The organism is Streptomyces griseosporeus, assembly GCF_014656055.1.
Classification (GTDB): Bacteria; Actinomycetota; Actinomycetes; order Streptomycetales; family Streptomycetaceae; genus Streptomyces; species Streptomyces griseosporeus.
The window spans coordinates 624,945-640,669 of record NZ_BNBR01000005.1; the positions used below are offsets into that span (position 1 = coordinate 624,945).

11 protein-coding genes are annotated in these 15,725 nt (G+C 72.1%); 4 read left to right on the forward strand and 7 right to left on the reverse strand.

Annotated features, from left to right (window positions below; genetic code table 11):
- Positions 1-33: 33 nt before the first annotated feature.
- From IE308_RS25985 to IE308_RS26005, 5 genes are all read right to left on the reverse strand, one after another.
- Positions 34-984 carry an alpha/beta fold hydrolase gene (locus IE308_RS25985; protein WP_110629505.1) on the reverse strand — a complete coding sequence of 317 codons (951 nt, stop codon included), beginning with the start codon at positions 982-984 and terminating at the stop codon, positions 34-36.
- The gene (locus IE308_RS25990; RefSeq protein WP_110629506.1) at positions 981-1,475 is read right to left on the reverse strand and encodes a phage holin family protein; all 495 of its coding nucleotides are present in this window, start codon (positions 1,473-1,475) and stop codon (positions 981-983) included. Before IE308_RS25990 ends, IE308_RS25985 begins: the two co-directional genes overlap by 4 nt.
- A 79-nt stretch (positions 1,476-1,554) precedes the next feature.
- Positions 1,555-3,000 carry a Na+/H+ antiporter NhaA gene (gene nhaA / locus IE308_RS25995; RefSeq protein ID WP_190219749.1) on the reverse strand — a complete coding sequence of 482 codons (1,446 nt, stop codon included), beginning with the start codon at positions 2,998-3,000 and terminating at the stop codon, positions 1,555-1,557.
- A gap of 188 nt (positions 3,001-3,188) precedes the next feature.
- Positions 3,189-5,144: an acetate--CoA ligase gene (acs, locus tag IE308_RS26000; protein WP_190219750.1), complete on the reverse strand. Its 1,956-nt coding sequence runs from the start codon at positions 5,142-5,144 to the stop codon at positions 3,189-3,191.
- 286 nt (positions 5,145-5,430) lie between these two features.
- On the reverse strand, positions 5,431-7,944 hold the full coding sequence (locus IE308_RS26005) for a bifunctional SulP family inorganic anion transporter/carbonic anhydrase (protein ID WP_190219751.1): 2,514 nt from the start codon (positions 7,942-7,944) through the stop codon (positions 5,431-5,433).
- 338 nt (positions 7,945-8,282) lie between these two features.
- Here IE308_RS26005 and IE308_RS26010 point away from each other — a divergent pair, with 338 nt between their 5' ends.
- On the forward strand, positions 8,283-9,563 hold the full coding sequence (locus IE308_RS26010) for a polysaccharide deacetylase family protein (RefSeq protein WP_190219752.1): 1,281 nt from the start codon (positions 8,283-8,285) through the stop codon (positions 9,561-9,563).
- Between the two features lie 6 nt (positions 9,564-9,569).
- On the opposite strand, the gene IE308_RS26015 is transcribed toward IE308_RS26010, so the two are convergent.
- Positions 9,570-10,550 carry an ATP-binding protein gene (locus tag IE308_RS26015; protein ID WP_190219753.1) on the reverse strand — a complete coding sequence of 327 codons (981 nt, stop codon included), beginning with the start codon at positions 10,548-10,550 and terminating at the stop codon, positions 9,570-9,572.
- Positions 10,551-10,651: 101 nt separating this feature from the next.
- Here IE308_RS26015 and IE308_RS26020 point away from each other — a divergent pair, with 101 nt between their 5' ends.
- Positions 10,652-11,476: a Fic family protein gene (locus tag IE308_RS26020; RefSeq protein WP_190219754.1), complete on the forward strand. Its 825-nt coding sequence runs from the start codon at positions 10,652-10,654 to the stop codon at positions 11,474-11,476.
- A 332-nt stretch (positions 11,477-11,808) separates the two neighbouring features.
- Here IE308_RS26020 and IE308_RS26025 read toward each other — a convergent pair whose 3' ends face one another.
- A complete protein-coding gene (locus IE308_RS26025; RefSeq protein WP_110629513.1) occupies positions 11,809-12,642 on the reverse strand; it encodes an HAD family hydrolase in 834 nt (277 codons plus the stop codon).
- A 590-nt stretch (positions 12,643-13,232) separates the two neighbouring features.
- On the opposite strand from IE308_RS26025, the gene ssd reads away from it, so the two are divergent.
- Positions 13,233-14,336, forward strand: coding sequence for a septum site-determining protein Ssd (ssd, locus tag IE308_RS26030; protein ID WP_190219755.1), 1,104 nt, complete (start codon positions 13,233-13,235; stop codon positions 14,334-14,336).
- Positions 14,333-15,718 carry a TadA family conjugal transfer-associated ATPase gene (locus IE308_RS26035; protein WP_229909087.1) on the forward strand — a complete coding sequence of 462 codons (1,386 nt, stop codon included), beginning with the start codon at positions 14,333-14,335 and terminating at the stop codon, positions 15,716-15,718. Before ssd ends, IE308_RS26035 begins: the two co-directional genes overlap by 4 nt.
- Positions 15,719-15,725: the final 7 nt, after the last annotated feature.

Genomic DNA, 15,725 nt, shown 5'->3' on the forward strand with positions numbered 1-15,725 from the left:
GGATCGGAGGGCGGGCCGAGCGGCCCGCGGCGGTCACCGGTCGGGCTCGGGATCCTTCAGCCAGTTGACCAGTTCGGTGGAGAACGCGACCGGGTCCTCCTCGTGCGGGAAGTGCCCGAGCCCGTCGAACAGCCGCCAGCGGTACGGCGCTTCGACGTACTCCCCGGAGCCGGCCGCGCTGCGGGTGCGCATCACCGGGTCGAGGGAGCCGTGCAGATGCAGCGTCGGCACCCGCACCGGCCGCTTCATCCGCCGGTAGAACTGCACGCCGTCGGGGCGGGCGAGCGAGCGCACCAGCCAGCGGTACGGTTCGACCGCGCAGTGCGCTGTCGAGGGGATGCACATCGCCCGCTGGTACGTGCGCACCGCCTCCTCCTCCGGCGGGCGCGGCCCGGACCACTCCCGGATCAGACGGCCCACCAGCGCGCCGTCGTCCGCGGTGAGCTGCCGCTCGGGGATCCACGGCCGCTGGAAGCCCCAGATGTGGGATCCGGCGCGGGTCTGCTTGAGGTCGGCGAGCATCGCCGAGCGCCAGCGCCGCGGGTGCGGCATCGAGGCGACGGCGAGGCGCCGGACCAGCTTGGGCCGCATCACGGCCGCCGTCCACGCCAGGTATCCGCCGAGGTCGTGGCCGACCAGCGCGGCGTCCGGCTCGCCGAGGGAGCGGATCACGCCGGTGATGTCCAGGGCGAGGCCCGCGGGGTCGTAGCCGCGCGGGGTGCGGTCGGAGCCGCCGACGCCGCGCAGGTCCATGGCGACGGCCCGGTAGCCGGCGTCGGCGAGCGCGACCAGCTGGTGCCGCCAGGTCCACCAGAACTGCGGGAAGCCGTGCACCAGCATCACCAGCGGCCCGTCGCCCACTTCGGCGATGTGGAAGCGGGCGCCGTTGGCGGCGACGTCCCGGTGCGTCACCTCTCTCCCGCCGGGGATGCCGATGCGTACGGGGGAGGCCGGCTGCGCCGGAGGAGTGGCGGGGTCCGTCATGAGGACGAGCGTGCCACAGCCTCGATGGCCTCGGGCGCGCGCTCCTCCAGCGCGGGTCGCTCCGGGCGGGGGTGCGGCTTGGCGTTCTGCAGGACGCCCGCGGACTCCTTCATGGACGCGGCGACCTTCTGCGGGCCCTTGCCCTTCTGCGCCTTCTTGGCGAAGGAGACGCCGATCAGGGCGAGCAGGCCGGCGACCAGGACGTTCGCGGCGAAGGACAGCAGGAAGCAGACCGCGAGGTTCCAGTGGCTCCAGGTCCGGATGCCATACGCCAGCGCGAAGTTCAGCATCGGCAGGGAGAACACGAAGACGACGCCGGCCGCGGAGAACGCGCCGCCGCTCACCGCCCCCCGCTTGACGTCCTGCTTGAGCTGGGCCTTCGCCAGTGCGATCTCGTCGTGCACCAGCGCCGACAATTCGGTCGTCGCCGAGGCGAACAGCTGGCCGATGCTGCGTTCGGCGCCGACCGGGCTGCCGTCGGGTGCGCTCATCGCGGTCTCCCTCGTGTGCGTCGGTGTCCGTGCGCCTCCTGGCCGCGCGGGCTCCGTCCTTTTGTACCGTCCCGTCAGATCATGCCGGACGGTCGCCTTCCTTGCCCGCCCCGCCCGTCACTTCCGTGGGCGCGTGCCGCGCGGCGGTCATCTCGCCGGCGATCCTGCGGTGCTCGGCGGCCCTGCGCTCCAGGAGGTCGGCCATCCGCAGGTGGTACTCCGGCTGGTCCTCCTCGTAGATGTCCGGGATGCCGTCGCGGTCCTCGTCGCGCTCCTCGGTCTCGCACAGCTTGCGGTACTTGGCGTTCCGCATCTTCAGCAGGACCGTGGCGAGGACGGCGGCGATCAGGGAGCCGGTCAGTACGGCGGCCTTGACCTCGCCGGTCAGTACGGCGTCGCCCTCGAAGGCCAGCTCGCCGATGAGCAGCGACACGGTGAAGCCGATGCCGGCGAGCGAGGCCACCGCGAAGACGTCGGCCCAGGCCAGGTCCTCGCTGAGGGACGCCCGGGTGAAGCGTGCGGTGAGCCAGGTGCCGCCGAAGATGCCGACCGTCTTGCCGACGACGAGTCCGAGGACCACGCCGAGCGTCTCGGGTCGGGTGAACACCTCCGCGAGCGCGTGGTGGTCGACCGGCACACCCGCGCTGAACAGCGCGAACAGCGGTACCGCGAGCCCTGCCGACAGCGGTCTGACCAGGTGCTCGATGTGCTCGCCGGGGGAGTGCTCCTCGCCCTCGCGGGGCGTGCAGCGCAGCATCAGGCCCATCGCGACGCCGGCGATGGTGGCGTGGACGCCGCTGTTGTACATCAGCCCCCAGATCACCAGCGCGAGCGGCACGTACACGTACCAGCCGCGCACGCCCCACCGCAGCAGCGCCCAGAAGAGGGCGAGGCCGACGACGGCGCCCGCGAGGGCGAGGAAGTCGAGGTCGGAGGTGAAGAAGACCGCGATGATGAGGATCGCGAACAGGTCGTCGACGACGGCGAGGGTGAGCAGGAAGGCGCGCAGCGCGCTGGGCAGCGAAGTGCCGATGACGGCCAGCACGGCGAGCGCGAAGGCGATGTCGGTGGCGGTCGGCACCGCCCAGCCCGCGAGGGAACCGCCGCCGGCCGCGTTGGTGAGTGTGTAGACGAGCGCGGGCACCGCCATGCCGCACAGCGCCGCCACCACGGGCAGCGCGGCGGCCTTGGGATCGCGCAGGTCACCGGCGGTCAGCTCGCGCTTCAGCTCGATGCCGGCGACGAAGAAGAAGATCGCCAGCAGGCCGTCGGCGGCCCAGTGGGCGACGGACAAGTGCAGCCCTAGGGCCTCGGGGCCGAAGTGGAAGTGCGCGGTCTTCTCGTAGCCGGAGTGCAGTGCCGGGATGTTCGCCCAGACCAGCGCGGTGATCGCGGCGACGAGCAGGAGGACACCGCCGACCGTCTCGGTGCGCAGCGCGTCGGTGACGAAGGTCCGCTCCGGCAGGGAGAGCCGCCCGAGCACCTTGCGGTTGCCGCTGCGGGTGGTCGTACGGGGCGCGGTCACGGGGGAGACCTCCGGTCGATGGGCAGCACGGAACACATGCCGACCAGACTTCCCGGCGCACCTCGACTCACTGTTGTTTTGCTTAGGTTACCTAACGTGCGGCCACCGGGACAGGTGATCTTCACGCTATACGCAACGGGGGCACCCGGCATGGCGTCGCCGGGTGCCCCTCGGTGCGCTGTGCCGGGTCAGTCCTCGCTGGGCGCGGCGGGCAGCTTGGCCTGGATCAGCTCCATCACGGTGGAGTCGGTCAGGGTGGTGACATCGCCCAGGGCACGGTTCTCCGCGACGTCCCGCAGCAGACGGCGCATGATCTTGCCGGAGCGGGTCTTGGGCAGCTCGCCCACCGGCAGGATCCGCTTCGGCTTGGCGATCGGCCCGAGGGTGGCGCCGACGTGGTTGCGCAACTCGTTGACCAGGCTCTCGTCCTCCGACGCCGTACCGCGCAGGATCACGAAGGCGACGATCGCCTGACCGGTGGTCTCGTCGGCCGCGCCGACCACGGCCGCCTCGGCGACGGACGGGTGGGAGACCAGCGCCGACTCCACCTCGGTGGTGGAGATGTTGTGCCCGGAGACGAGCATGACGTCGTCGACCCGGCCGAGCAGCCAGATGTCGCCGTCGTCGTCCTTCTTCGCCCCGTCACCGGCGAAGTACCTGCCCTCGAAGCGGGACCAGTACGTGTCGATGAACCGCTGGTCGTCGCCCCAGATCGTGCGCAGCATCGACGGCCACGGCTCGGTCAGCACCAGGTAGCCGCCACCGCCGTTGGGCACCTCGTTCGCCTCGTCGTCGACGACGGTCGCCGAGATGCCGGGCAGCGGGCGCTGCGCGGAGCCCGGCTTGGCCTCGGTGACACCCGGCAGCGGGGAGATCATCATCGCGCCGGTCTCGGTCTGCCACCAGGTGTCCACGACCGGCGTGCGGTCGGCGCCGATGTGCTTGCGGTACCAGATCCACGCCTCCGGGTTGATCGGCTCCCCGACGGAGCCGAGGACGCGCAGGGAGGACAGGTCGAACTTGGCGGGGATGTCGTCGCCCCACTTCATGAACGTACGGATGGCCGTGGGCGCCGTGTAGAGGATGGTGACCCCGTACTTCTGCACGATCTCCCAGAAGCGCCCCTGGTGCGGGGTGTCCGGGGTGCCCTCGTACATCACCTGGGTGGCGCCGTTGGCCAGCGGTCCGTACACGATGTAGGAGTGCCCGGTCACCCAGCCGACGTCGGCCGTGCACCAGTAGACGTCCGTCTCCGGCTTGAGGTCGAAGACCGCGTGGTGGGTGTAGGCGGTCTGGGTGAGGTAGCCGCCGGAGGTGTGCAGGATGCCCTTCGGCTTCCCCGTCGTACCGGACGTGTACAGGATGAACAGCGGGTGCTCCGCCTCGAACGCCTCCGGGGTGTGCTCCGCCGGCTGGCGGTCCACCAGGTCGTGCCACCACTGGTCACGGCCCTCGGTCCAGGCGACGTCCTGGCCGGTACGGCGCACCACGAGCACGTGCTCGACGTTGCCCGCCTTCTCGATCGCCTCGTCCACGGCGGGCTTGAGCGCGGACGGCTTGCCGCGCCGCCAGCCGCCGTCGGCGGTGACGACGACCCGCGCGTCCGCGTCCTGGATCCGGGTGGCGAGCGCGTCGGAGGAGAAACCGCCGAAGACCACCGAGTGGGCGGCGCCGATCCGGGCGCAGGCCAGCATCGCGATCGCGGTCTCCGGGATCATCGGCATGTAGACGGCGACCCGGTCGCCCTTGCGCACGCCCAGCTCCAGCAGCGCGTTGGCCGCCTTGGAGACCTCGTCCTTCAGCTCGGCGTAGGTGATGGCGCGGCTGTCGCCGGGCTCGCCCTCGAAGTGGATCGCGACCCGGTCGCCGTGCCCGGCCTCCACATGGCGGTCGACGCAGTTGTACGCGACGTTGAGCGTGCCGTCCTTGAACCACTTGGCGAACGGCGGGTTCGACCAGTCCAGCGTCTCGGTCGGCTCCTTGGCCCAGGTCAGCCGGCGGGCCTGCTCGGCCCAGAAGCCGAGCCTGTCAGCCTTGGCCTGTTCGTACGCCTCTGCCGTGACGTTGGCGTTCGCGGCCAGGTCAGCGGGCGGCGCGAAGCGTCGCTCCTCCTTCAAGAGGTTGGCCAGGCTTTCGTTGCTCACGACATCTCCCTTTCCCAGGGTGTCCGTTGTGTCCCAGGCCACAGCTCATCAGACCCGGGGGGCCGATGACAAGGGTCGACAGGAAATTGGTTTAGACCTGTCGTGGATGCTGTTCCGTGGCGGTGTTCCGAGGTCATCCGTACCCACGGACCAGGCCGGGGGTGAGTTCAACGCCTGTAACGCGCTTCACACTCCTCCGTACGGCTGACCGGCCCGGGCCGGGGCTGGGGCGCCCCGAACCCGGGCCGTGCCGCGCCGACTGTTCGGCTCGCAGCGGCTGTCCGGTTCACACCGCCACGTCGTCTTCCTCCCTCACGTGATCGAACACCTGCTCCTCCTCGGCCCCGGTGAGCAGGTAGGCCTGCGCCTCGCCCACGTGGAAGTACATCCCGTGCAGCTCCAGCGCCCCGGCGGCCAGCGCCCGCGCCACCGACTCGTGCGCCCGCAGGTGCTCCAGCTGCTGCACCACGTTGGTCAGGCACAGCTGCTCCACCGCGTCGGCCGGCCGCCTCCCGGCCAGCCGGGCCCACGGACGGCTGTCGTCCGCCATCCGCTCCAGGCTCGGCCGCCCGTGCCGCAGCCACCGCCGCAGCGGCGTCTGCGCCCCGCCCGGTTCGGAGCCGAGCAGCGCCTGCATGGCCCCGCACCCGGAGTGCCCGCACACGGTGATGGACCGCACCTGCAGCACCTCGACGGCGTACTCGATGGCGGCCGCCACCGAGTCGTCGCCGCTCTCCGCACCCGGCAGCGGCACCAGGTTGCCGACGTTGCGTACCACGAACAGGTCGCCCGGACCACTGGAGGTGATCATCGACGTGACCAGCCGCGAATCGGCGCAGGTCAGGAAGAGCTGCGACGGCCGCTGTCCCTCCCGGGCCAGCCGCGCCAGCTCACCCCGCACCAGGGGCGCGGTGTTGCGCTGGAAGGCGCTGATGCCCCGGGCCAGCCGGTGCCCGCCCCGACCGGGGGTGGGGGGAGCGGCCGGGCGGCCGTCCGGCTGCTTGCCGGTGCCGGTGCCGGTGCTGGTGTCCGTGTCGGCGCCGGTGCCCGCGCCGGGGGTGGCTCCGGCGTCGGCGGTGGCGGGCAGTGCGGACTCCAGGGTGGTCGGCGGGCCCTCGCACTGGTGGTTGCGCCAGGGCGTCCAGGGTCGGCAGCGGCAGCCGGTGGCGGCGGACAGCCCGGCCGGTCCCGCCACCTCGGCCGGTCCGGTCACCTCGGTCATCCCGGAGGCGTCGGCTTGGTCCCCCGGCGTGAGGGAGAGCCCGCCACGGCGGCCGGTGAACTCGGCGGTGCCGCCCTGCGCGGTGTGCGTCTTCTGCCAGTCCTGCAAGGCCTCGTACGCCGCGTGGTCCATGAACGACCCGTCCAACTCCACGACGGCGTGGGCGCCATGGGGTACGAGATGCAGGGCCCGGCTCAGCCGTGGCACCGCGAGGAACGTCAACTGGCCTCGGACTCGGACGTGATGGACTCCTTCCTGCTCGTCATGGGTGATGCGGGTGCGGGTGAGGCGGTGCAGGGCGGTGGCGACGGCGACGGCGATCCCCAGCGCCACGCCCTGCAGGACGCCGAGGAGGACCACGCCGAGGGTGGTGGCGGCGTACACCAGCACCTCGCGGTGGCGCGTCACCGTGCGGATGTGGTGCAGGGACACCATCTGGATGCCGACGGCCATCACCAGGGCGGCGAGCGAGGCGAGCGGGATGAACTCCAGGACCGGGACCATCAGCAGCGCGGCGACTACTACGAGAACGCCGTGCAGCATCGTGGAGTTCCGGCTCACGGCACCCGAGTTCACATTCGCCGTGCTGCGCACCGCCACCCCCGCGACCGGCAGCCCGCCGAGCGCCCCGGAGACGATGTTGGCGGCGCCCTGACCGAGCAGTTCGCGGTCCAGGTCGGAGCGGTGGACCCGGACCGCGGGGCCCGACCGGGAGGCGACCAGCTTGTCCACGGCGACCGCGCCGAGCAGTGACTGCACGCTGCACACCAGCGTGATGGTGAGAACGGCGGCGACGAGGCCGAGCGCCGGACCCTCCGGGAGGCCGGCCAGGGCGTGGCTGCGCCAGGAGGGCAGCTCCACCCTGGGCAGGGTCAGACCGGTGAGCGACGCGGTCGCGGTGGCGCCGGCGACGGCGACGAGTGGCGCGGGCAGCTTGCGCAGCAGGCGTCCGGCCGGGCCGGGCAGCCGCGGCCAGAGCAGCAGCAGGGTCAGGGTCAGCGCGCTGACCGCGACCGCCGCCGGTTGCAGCTGGGCCAACTGGGCGGGCAGCGCCCGTACGTTGTCGAGCACGGAGCTCTGCGGGCTGCCGCCGAGGACGATGTGCAGCTGGGCGACGGCGATGGTGACACCGATGCCGGCGAGCATGCCGTGCACGATGGCGGGGCTCACGGCGAGCGCGGTGCGCGCCACCCGCAGGCAGCCCAGGCCGAGCTGAGCCAGGCCGGCCAGCACGGTGATGGCGCACGTCGTACGCCACCCGTAGCGCTGGATGAGGTCGGCGGTGACGACGGTGAGGCCCGCGGCGGGCCCGCTGACCTGCAACGGGCTGCCGCCGAGCCGTCCGGCGACGAGTCCGCCGACGGCCGCGGCGACGAGGCCGGCCTGCAGGGGGGCGCCGGTGGCGAGGGCGATGCCGAGGGACAGGGGCAGCGCGATCAGGAACACCGCGATCGAGGCGGACACGTCCTCGCCCGCGACGCGGAAGCGCCGGCGCGGGGCCGGGGGCGGGCTGTGCGGCGGGTGGGCGCGGTGGGTGGGGGTCGGGTCGGAAGGGCGTGTGGGGGTGCAGGCTGACATGTTCCCGTCTCCTCCGGGGCAGCGCGGTCGCGGAACTGGTGGGCCCCCGCGTGTCGGCGGGGGTCGGGTCGCGGCCGTGGGTCACGGCGTACAGCGGCGGGATGAATCAACGCTCGGTAAACGGATCGTAATGCAGAGTAAAGGCCGGGCATGGATTTTCGGTGCAAATGGGTTAAAAGCCCACTCCTTGGAGTGAAGCGGCAATTTGATCGGCTTGTCGTACTAATCCCTTCTCTCGTCCATGCGACCTTGACGGCGCTGTCGGCACGTCCCGGCACATCACCGACAAGACGCTTCACCGGCGTTGGCCTCGAGAGAAGGAAGAAGGTGGGCGGAAGATGGCCGCCACCGCAAGGATCGCCACGGGCGCCGTAATCGCCGCGGCAGTTGCCGCATCGCTGGCCGGTTGCACGACGGGGCCCGGTGGTCCCGGTGGCGCCGGGGACGGTGCTCCGGGGCCGCAGAAGGCGAAGCCGGCCCCCGCGCCGAAGCACGTGGTCCGGCTGATCGGCGACGGATCGACCGCGTTCACCGGGGCGCAGCCGCATCTGCCGAGGCCCGAGCGGCTGAAGCCGGGTCAGAAGCCCCCGCAGTTCGTCGTGTTCTCCTGGGACGGCGCTGGCGAGGACAGCCAGAAGCTGTTCTCCCACTTCCGCGAGGTCGCCAAGGAGAACAACGCGACCATGACGTACTTCCTCAGCGGGGTGTACATGCTGCCGGAGGAGAAGCGCGACCTGTACCGGCCGCCGCAGCACTCACCTGGCCGCTCCGACATCGGCTTCAACGACGAGCAGGGCATCGCCGACACCGTCAAGCAGCTGCGGCTGGCCTGGCTGGAGGGCAACGAGATCGGCACCCACTTCAACGGCCACTTCTGCGGCAAGGGCGGCGGCGTCGGCGAGTGGTCGGTGGAGGAGTGGAAGGACGAGATCGCTCAGGCCAAGCAGTTCGTCAAGACCTGGAAGACCAACACGGGTCTGACGGACGCGGCACCGCTGCCCTTCGACTACGACAAGGAGCTGATCGGCGCCCGCACCCCCTGCCTGGAGGGCCAGCGCAACTTCATGCGGGCCGCCCGCGAGCTGGGCTTCCGCTACGACACCAGCGGCGTCAACAACCAGGTCTGGCCGAAGAAGAAGGAAGGCCTGTGGGACCTGTCCATGCAGCTCGTGCCCTTCCCGGGCCACTCCTACGAGCAGCTGACCATGGACTACAACTTCATGGTCAACCAGTCCGGCACCAAGACCCAGGGCGACCCCGCCAAGTACGACTACTGGGGCCACCAGATGCGTGACGGCCTGCTCAGCGGCTTCCGGCGGGCCTACGACGGCAACCGCGCCCCGCTGGTCATCGGCAACCACTTCGAGTCGTGGAACGGCGGCACCTACATGCGGGCCGTCGAGGAGGTCGTCGAGACCGTCTGCAACAAGCCCGACGTGCGCTGTGTCTCCTTCCGGCAGCTCGCCGACTGGCTCGACGCCCAGGACCCGCAGGTCCTGGCCAAGCTGCGCAGCCTGCAGGTCGGCGAGGCCCCGAAGCAGGGCTGGGAGTCCTTCCTGTCGACCCGCCCCGCCCCGGCCCCGAAGGGCGCGCCCGGGGCGCCGGCGGGTCGGCAGTAGCGGGCGTCACGCCGGGGCGGTGACGCTCTCGCCGAGCACGAAACCGGGGTCGACCTGCGCCGCCAGGTCGGCTCCGGTGCGCTCGTTCCCCCAGGACCGGGCGTTCTTCAGGTGGAAGTGGACCATCTGGCGCGTGTAGCGGTCCCAGTCGCGCAGCTCGTACGTCTCGTCGACGGCCGTCTGCAGCCGGTGCAGGGCGCGGCGGTTGGCGTCCTCCAGCAGCTCGAACCGGGGCGGGCGGCCCTTCTCCATGGCGCGCACCCAGTCCGAGTGCCCGACGGTCACCAGCAGGTCGTCGCCGACCTCGGCGCGTAGGAAGTCGAGGTCGTCCTGGCCCTGCACCTTGTTGCCGACGACCTTCAGGGCGACGCCGAAGTCGCGGGCGTACTCCTTGTACTGGCGGTAGACGGAGACCCCCTTCCGGGTCGGCTCGGCGACGAGGAACGTGATGTCGAAACGGGTGAACATGCCGGAGGCGAAGGAGTCCGAGCCCGCCGTCATGTCCACCACGACGTACTCGTCGCGCCCGTCCACCAGGTGGTTCAGGCACAGCTCCACCGCTCCCGTCTTGGAGTGGTAGCAGGCGACCCCGAGATCCGCCTCGGTGAAGGGGCCGGTGACCATCAAACGGACGGCGTCGCCGTCGAGTTCCACCTCCCGGGCGCAGGCGTCGTAGACCGGGTTGGTCTCCCGCACCCGCAGCAGCCGCGAGCCCTCGCCGGGCGGCGTCGTCTTGATCATCGTCTCGGCGGAGGCGATGCGCGGGTTGGAGCCGCGCAGGTAGTCCTTGATCAGCGGCAGCCGCTCGCCCATCGCGGGCAGCCCGGCGGCCTCCTCCTCGTCCAGGCCGAGCGCGGCCCCGAGGTGCTGGTTGATGTCGGCGTCGATCGCGACGACGGGTGCGCCGGTGGTCGCGAGGTGGCGGATGAACAGGGAGGACAGGGTGGTCTTGCCGCTGCCGCCCTTCCCGACGAAAGCAATTTTCATGTTCACCAAGCGTAGTGGCGTGGTAGCTGTAGGTGGCAGCCGGACGTGAAGAAGACCACTCCTTCGTGGGGTGCGGGCCGGGGGTGCGTACTGTCGTACTCATGAGTACGACAGGCGCGACCGCCGACCCCCTCGCGGCCCTGGGCACCCTGCCCGGAGTGCCGGAGTCCGTGGAGTCCGTACGCAAGGCCGTGGACCGGGTCTATGGGCACCGGATCATGCGGCGCCGCAGCAACGAGATCACCTCCGAGGCGGCGCTGCGCGGGGCGCGCGGCTCCGCGGCGCTGTCGGGCGCCGACTGGGCGCTGGAGGAGGTGCGGCGGCGTAGCGACTTCTCCGGCGACGACGAGGCGCGCGTGGTGGGCGCGGCGCTCCGGCTGACCGCCGAGGCCGGCCAGCTGCTGTCCATCTGGCGGCAGTCGCCCCTCAGGGTGCTGGCCCGGCTGCACCTGGTCGCGGCGGCGACCCAGGGCGACGAGGTGGGCCGGCCCCGGCAGGAGGGCGAGAGCGTCGACGAGCCGCTGGTGGAGCTGGCGCTGCCGAACGCGGCGGAGGTCTCCGGGCGGCTGGAGGGGCTGGCCGAGCTGATCATCGCGGGCAGCTCCGCCCCGGCGCTGGTGACGGCCGCGGTCGTGCACGGCGAACTGCTCGCGCTGCGGCCCTTCGCCTCGCACAACGGGCTGATCGCCCGCACCGCCGAGCGCATCGTCCTGGTCGGCAGCGGTCTCGACCCCAAGTCGATCTGCCCCGCCGAGGTGGGCCACGCGGAGCTGGGCCGGGCGGCGTACCTGGCGGCGCTGGACGGCTATGTCTCCGGCACGCCCGAGGGCATGGCGGCCTGGATCGCCCACTGCGGTCGCGCCGTCGAGCTGGGGGCGCGCGAGTCGACGGCGGTCTGCGAGGCGCTCCAGCGCGGCGCCGCCTGACATCCCCGGGACGGAAAAATGCGGCGGTACGAATCCTCGTACCGCCGCTGGCATGCTCACCGGGGTACCAAGCGTCCTCGATTCATGCCCATCAGGTCGGGGTCTTTGCCCGTCACCTGGTGCGGCTGGCCCGTAATCGACGGGTCGACGTCGCGTGGGTGCCCGGTGTTCATGCTCGGTCCGTGGGGCCAGATGCGTTGGTGAAGGTGATCCTCTCGGATGTCCTTGGTCTCGCGGGCCGTTGAATCCTTTGTACTCCAGGACCCCGGCAAGCGAAAGCCCAGCCCGCGCTTCTTTACTTTTGCCCTCAAACACTGCCCAAACGGGACAGCTCACGCGCTCGCGGGGCGGCGCCGGCTCGCGTACCAGACGAGGCCCGCTGTCGCCGCCGCGGCCGCGACGGCGACCGCCGCGACGAGCGCGGGACGCGTCGGCACCGACAGTCCCGGAATGCGCTTCTTGAGCCGGACCGGGCGGTGGAAGTCGAGGATCGGCCACCCGCGTGCGACGGCCTCGCGGCGCAGCGCGCGGTCCGGGTTCACGGCGTGCGGGTACCCGACGGACTCCAGCATCGGCAGGTCCGTCGCCGAGTCGCTGTAGGCGTAGCAGCGGGCGAGGTCGTACCCCTCGGACGCGGCGAGTTCCTTGATCGCCTCCGCCTTGGTGGGGCCGTAGGCGTAGTACTCCACCTCGCCGGTGAAGCAGCCGTCCTCGCCCACGACCATGCGGGTGGCCACGACCCGGTCGGCGCCGAGCAGTTCGCCGATGGGTTCGACCACCTCCGCGCCCGACGTGGACACGATCACGACGTCCCGTCCGGCGGTGTGGTGCTCCTCGATGAGGGAGGCGGCCTCGTCGTAGATGATCGGGTCGATCAGGTCGTGCAGGGTCTCGGCGACGAGTTCCTTCACCTGCTGCACGTTCCACCCGCGGCACAGCGCCGAGAGGTACTCGCGCATCCGCTCCATCTGGTCGTGGTCGGCGCCGCCCGCGAGGAAGACGAACTGGGCATATGCGGTACGCAGCACGGCTCGGCGGTTGATCAGTCCGCCCTGGTAGAAGGACTTGCTGAAGGTGAGCGTGCTCGACTTCGCAATGACCGTCTTGTCCAGATCAAAGAAGGCCGCTGTGCGGGGCAAGGAGTGGTTTTCCACGCCCCTGAGCATAGGTGCAGCCCATTCGGCGTAAGGTGGGCGCGTGGGTTTGCCTGAGAGGCCTCTCGGGTACACCATGGAAGTCACGGATCGTTCGCGACCGTGCTAACCCGGTCCGACTCCTCCCCCCCCGAGTCGGCCGTGGAGACGACCCCCGCTCTCCCCCCCGGCGGGGGTCGTCGCATGTCCGGGTGGGTTTCTCATGGGGCTCCTCCCCCTCTCCGCAGTCCTCGCACGCGCCGGGCCACAGGGTCCGGCCCTTCCGTCATGCCCATGATCCCTAACGCTGTGTAGTCAGTGGGCTGCTCTGTGGAAGTCGTACACGCACCAGTACAGGGGTCACCGGTTTGGGTGACGGCGATATTCACAACCACCGAGTTGTCCACAGTTATCGACCAAGATCCACACGATTTCCGGGATCGCTGCACCGTGATTCCCAACGCGTCCGGCCGACGGCCAGTTCCGGCCGGATCCGATTGCCGGACGCGTATGGCCGGTTTCCGTCGGCCGTTCATATGGAGGCCGCTTGCCGGTTCTTCACACGTTTGGGAATCGCGGGGCCCCAGGGGCCGCGCGACACGCAGCGAAGGGGGAAGCAAACCGTGCCCGGAACCGTCACACACGACCCGCCGCCCGCCACCGGAGGCCGGCCCGGCCGGCCGCTGATCGTCACCGAGGACGCCGAACTCCTCGACGACCTGCTACGCCTGTGCGCGGCCGCCGGCGCCACACCCGAGGTCCACCACGGCCTGCCGGAACCCCGGGGGAACTGGGAGGCGGCACCCCTCGTCCTGGTCGGCGACGACGCCGCGGGCCGGGTCCGCGGGGCCGTCCGCCGCCGCGGCGTGGTGCTGGTCGGCCGCGACCAGGACGACTCCGGGGTCTGGCGCAGAGCGGTCGAGATCGGCGCCGACCACGTCCTGATGCTCCCCGACGGGGAGCAGTGGCTCGTCGACCGCATCGCCGACGTCGCCGAGGGCGTCGGCCGGCCCGCCCTCACCGTCGGCGTCATCGGCGGACGCGGCGGCGCAGGCGCCTCCACGCTGGCCTGCGCGCTCGCCGTCACCTCCGCGCGGGAGGGCCTGCGCACCCTGCTCGTCGACGCGGATCCGCTCGGCGGCGGACTCGACGTCCTGCTTGGCGGTGAGACCGCCGAAGGCCTGCGCTGGCCCGCCTTCGCCGCCTCCCGCGGCAGGGTCGGCGGCGGCGCCCTGGAGGAGTCGCTGCCCGAGCTGCACTCCCTGCGGGTCCTCAGCTGGGACCGGGGCGACCGCATCGACGTTCCGCCCCAGGCCGTACGGGCGGTGCTCGCCGCGGCCCGGCGCCGGGGCGGCACGGTCGTCGTCGACCTGCCCCGCCGCATCGACGGCGGCGTCACCGAGGTCCTCGCCCAGCTCGACCTCGCCCTCCTCGTCGTCCCCGGCGAACTGCGCGCCGTCGCCGCGGCCGGCCGGATCGCCTCCGCCGTCGGCATGGTCCTGCGCGATCTGCGCGTGGCGGTCCGCGCGCCCTACACGCCCGGACTCGACGACCGCGAAGTCGCCCGCCTGCTGCACCTCCCGCTGGCCGGAGAGGTACCCGTCGAGCCGGCCCTGCTGCGCCCCCGCGAGGGCAGCGCACCGCCCGGCGCGGCCCCGCGCGGCCCGCTCGCCCGCTTCTGCAAGGAGTTCTGGGAGCGCGCCCTGGTCGAGGCAGGTGGCGTATGACCGGCCTCACCCCCACGGCCACACCCGACCTGCTCGACGGCGTACGGCAGTGGCTCGCCGCGAGCGGAGCGGAACCCACCCCCGCGCGCGTGGCGCAGGCGCTGCGCGAACAGGGACGGGTGCTCGGCGACCGGGAAGTCCTCGGCACGGCCGAACGGCTGCGTTCCGAACTGGTCGGCACCGGCCCTCTGGAGCCCCTGCTCGCCGACCCGTCGGTCACCGACGTCCTGGTGACCGCACCGGACCGGGTCTGGACCGACCGCGGCGGCGGCCTGGAACGGGCCCCGGTGTCCTTCCCCGACGCGGCGTCCGTACGGCGCCTCGCCCAGCGCCTCGCCGCGGTCGCCGGACGCCGGCTCGACGACGCCCACCCGTGGGCCGACGCCCGGCTGCCGGACGGCACCCGGCTGCACGCGGTGCTGCCCCCGGTCGCCGTCGGCTGCACCTGCCTGTCACTGCGGGTGGTACGGCCGCGTGCCTTCACCCTCGCCGAACTGGTCGCGGCGGGCACCGTGCCGCCGGGCGGGGACCGGCTGCTGCGGGCGCTGGTCGACGCGCGGCTGTCGTTCCTGATCAGCGGCGGCACCGGCAGCGGCAAGACCACCCTGCTCAGCGCGCTGCTGGGGCTCGTCGGGCCGGGGGAGCGAATCGTCCTCGCCGAGGACTCCGCCGAGCTGCGCCCCGACCACCCGCACGTCGTCCGCCTGGAGACCCGGCCCGCCAACCAGGAGGGCGCCGGTCTCGTCACCCTGGAGGACCTGGTCCGGCAGGCGCTGCGCATGCGGCCCGACCGGCTGGTCGTCGGCGAGGTGCGCGGCCCGGAGGTCGTCCATCTGCTGGCCGCCCTGAACACGGGCCACGAAGGGGGCTGCGGCACGGTCCACGCCAACGCCGCGGGTGACGTGCCGGCCCGCCTGGAGGCGCTCGGCACGGCAGCCGGGCTGGACCGGGCCGCCCTGCACAGCCAGCTGGCCGCGGCCCTGTCCGTGGTGCTGCACCTCGTCCGCGACCGCACCGGACGGCGCCGCATCGCCGAGGTGCACGTCCTCGAACGGGACTCGTCGGGGCTGGTGCGGACGGTACCGGCACTGCGGTGGGGCGAGGAGGCGTTCGTGCGGGAGCCCCGCTGGGAGCGGCTGCGGGGGCTGCTTCGGGGGCAGGGGGCGGTGACGGTGGGCTCGGGAGAGGAGACGACGGGTTCGGGGGGCTTGCAGGGTTCCGGGGGTTCCGGGGGTGTCGGGGGCTCGCGGGGCTTGCAGGGTTCTGGGGGTGTCAGGGGCTCGCGGGGCGCTGAGGGCTCGGTGGGCTCTGCGGACGCGGCGGACTTGCCGGGCTCGGCGGGCTGGCCTCGCTCTGTCGGTGAGGAGCGGCGTCATGGATGAGACGCCG

What these genes read in the sequence shown, in the direction of transcription:
- IE308_RS26035 (WP_229909087.1), top strand. Translation starts at nt 14,333, where the DNA reads ATGACCGGCCTCACCCCCACGGCCACACCCGACCTGCTCGACGGCGTA.
- IE308_RS26020 (WP_190219754.1), top strand. Translation starts at nt 10,652, where the DNA reads ATGAGTACGACAGGCGCGACCGCCGACCCCCTCGCGGCCCTGGGCACC.
- IE308_RS26025 (WP_110629513.1), bottom strand. Translation starts at nt 12,642, where the DNA reads ATGCTCAGGGGCGTGGAAAACCACTCCTTGCCCCGCACAGCGGCCTTC.
- IE308_RS25990 (WP_110629506.1), bottom strand. Translation starts at nt 1,475, where the DNA reads ATGAGCGCACCCGACGGCAGCCCGGTCGGCGCCGAACGCAGCATCGGC.
- IE308_RS26010 (WP_190219752.1), top strand. Translation starts at nt 8,283, where the DNA reads ATGGCCGCCACCGCAAGGATCGCCACGGGCGCCGTAATCGCCGCGGCA.
- IE308_RS26005 (WP_190219751.1), bottom strand. Translation starts at nt 7,944, where the DNA reads ATGTCAGCCTGCACCCCCACACGCCCTTCCGACCCGACCCCCACCCAC.
- IE308_RS26015 (WP_190219753.1), bottom strand. Translation starts at nt 10,550, where the DNA reads ATGAAAATTGCTTTCGTCGGGAAGGGCGGCAGCGGCAAGACCACCCTG.
- IE308_RS25985 (WP_110629505.1), bottom strand. Translation starts at nt 984, where the DNA reads ATGACGGACCCCGCCACTCCTCCGGCGCAGCCGGCCTCCCCCGTACGC.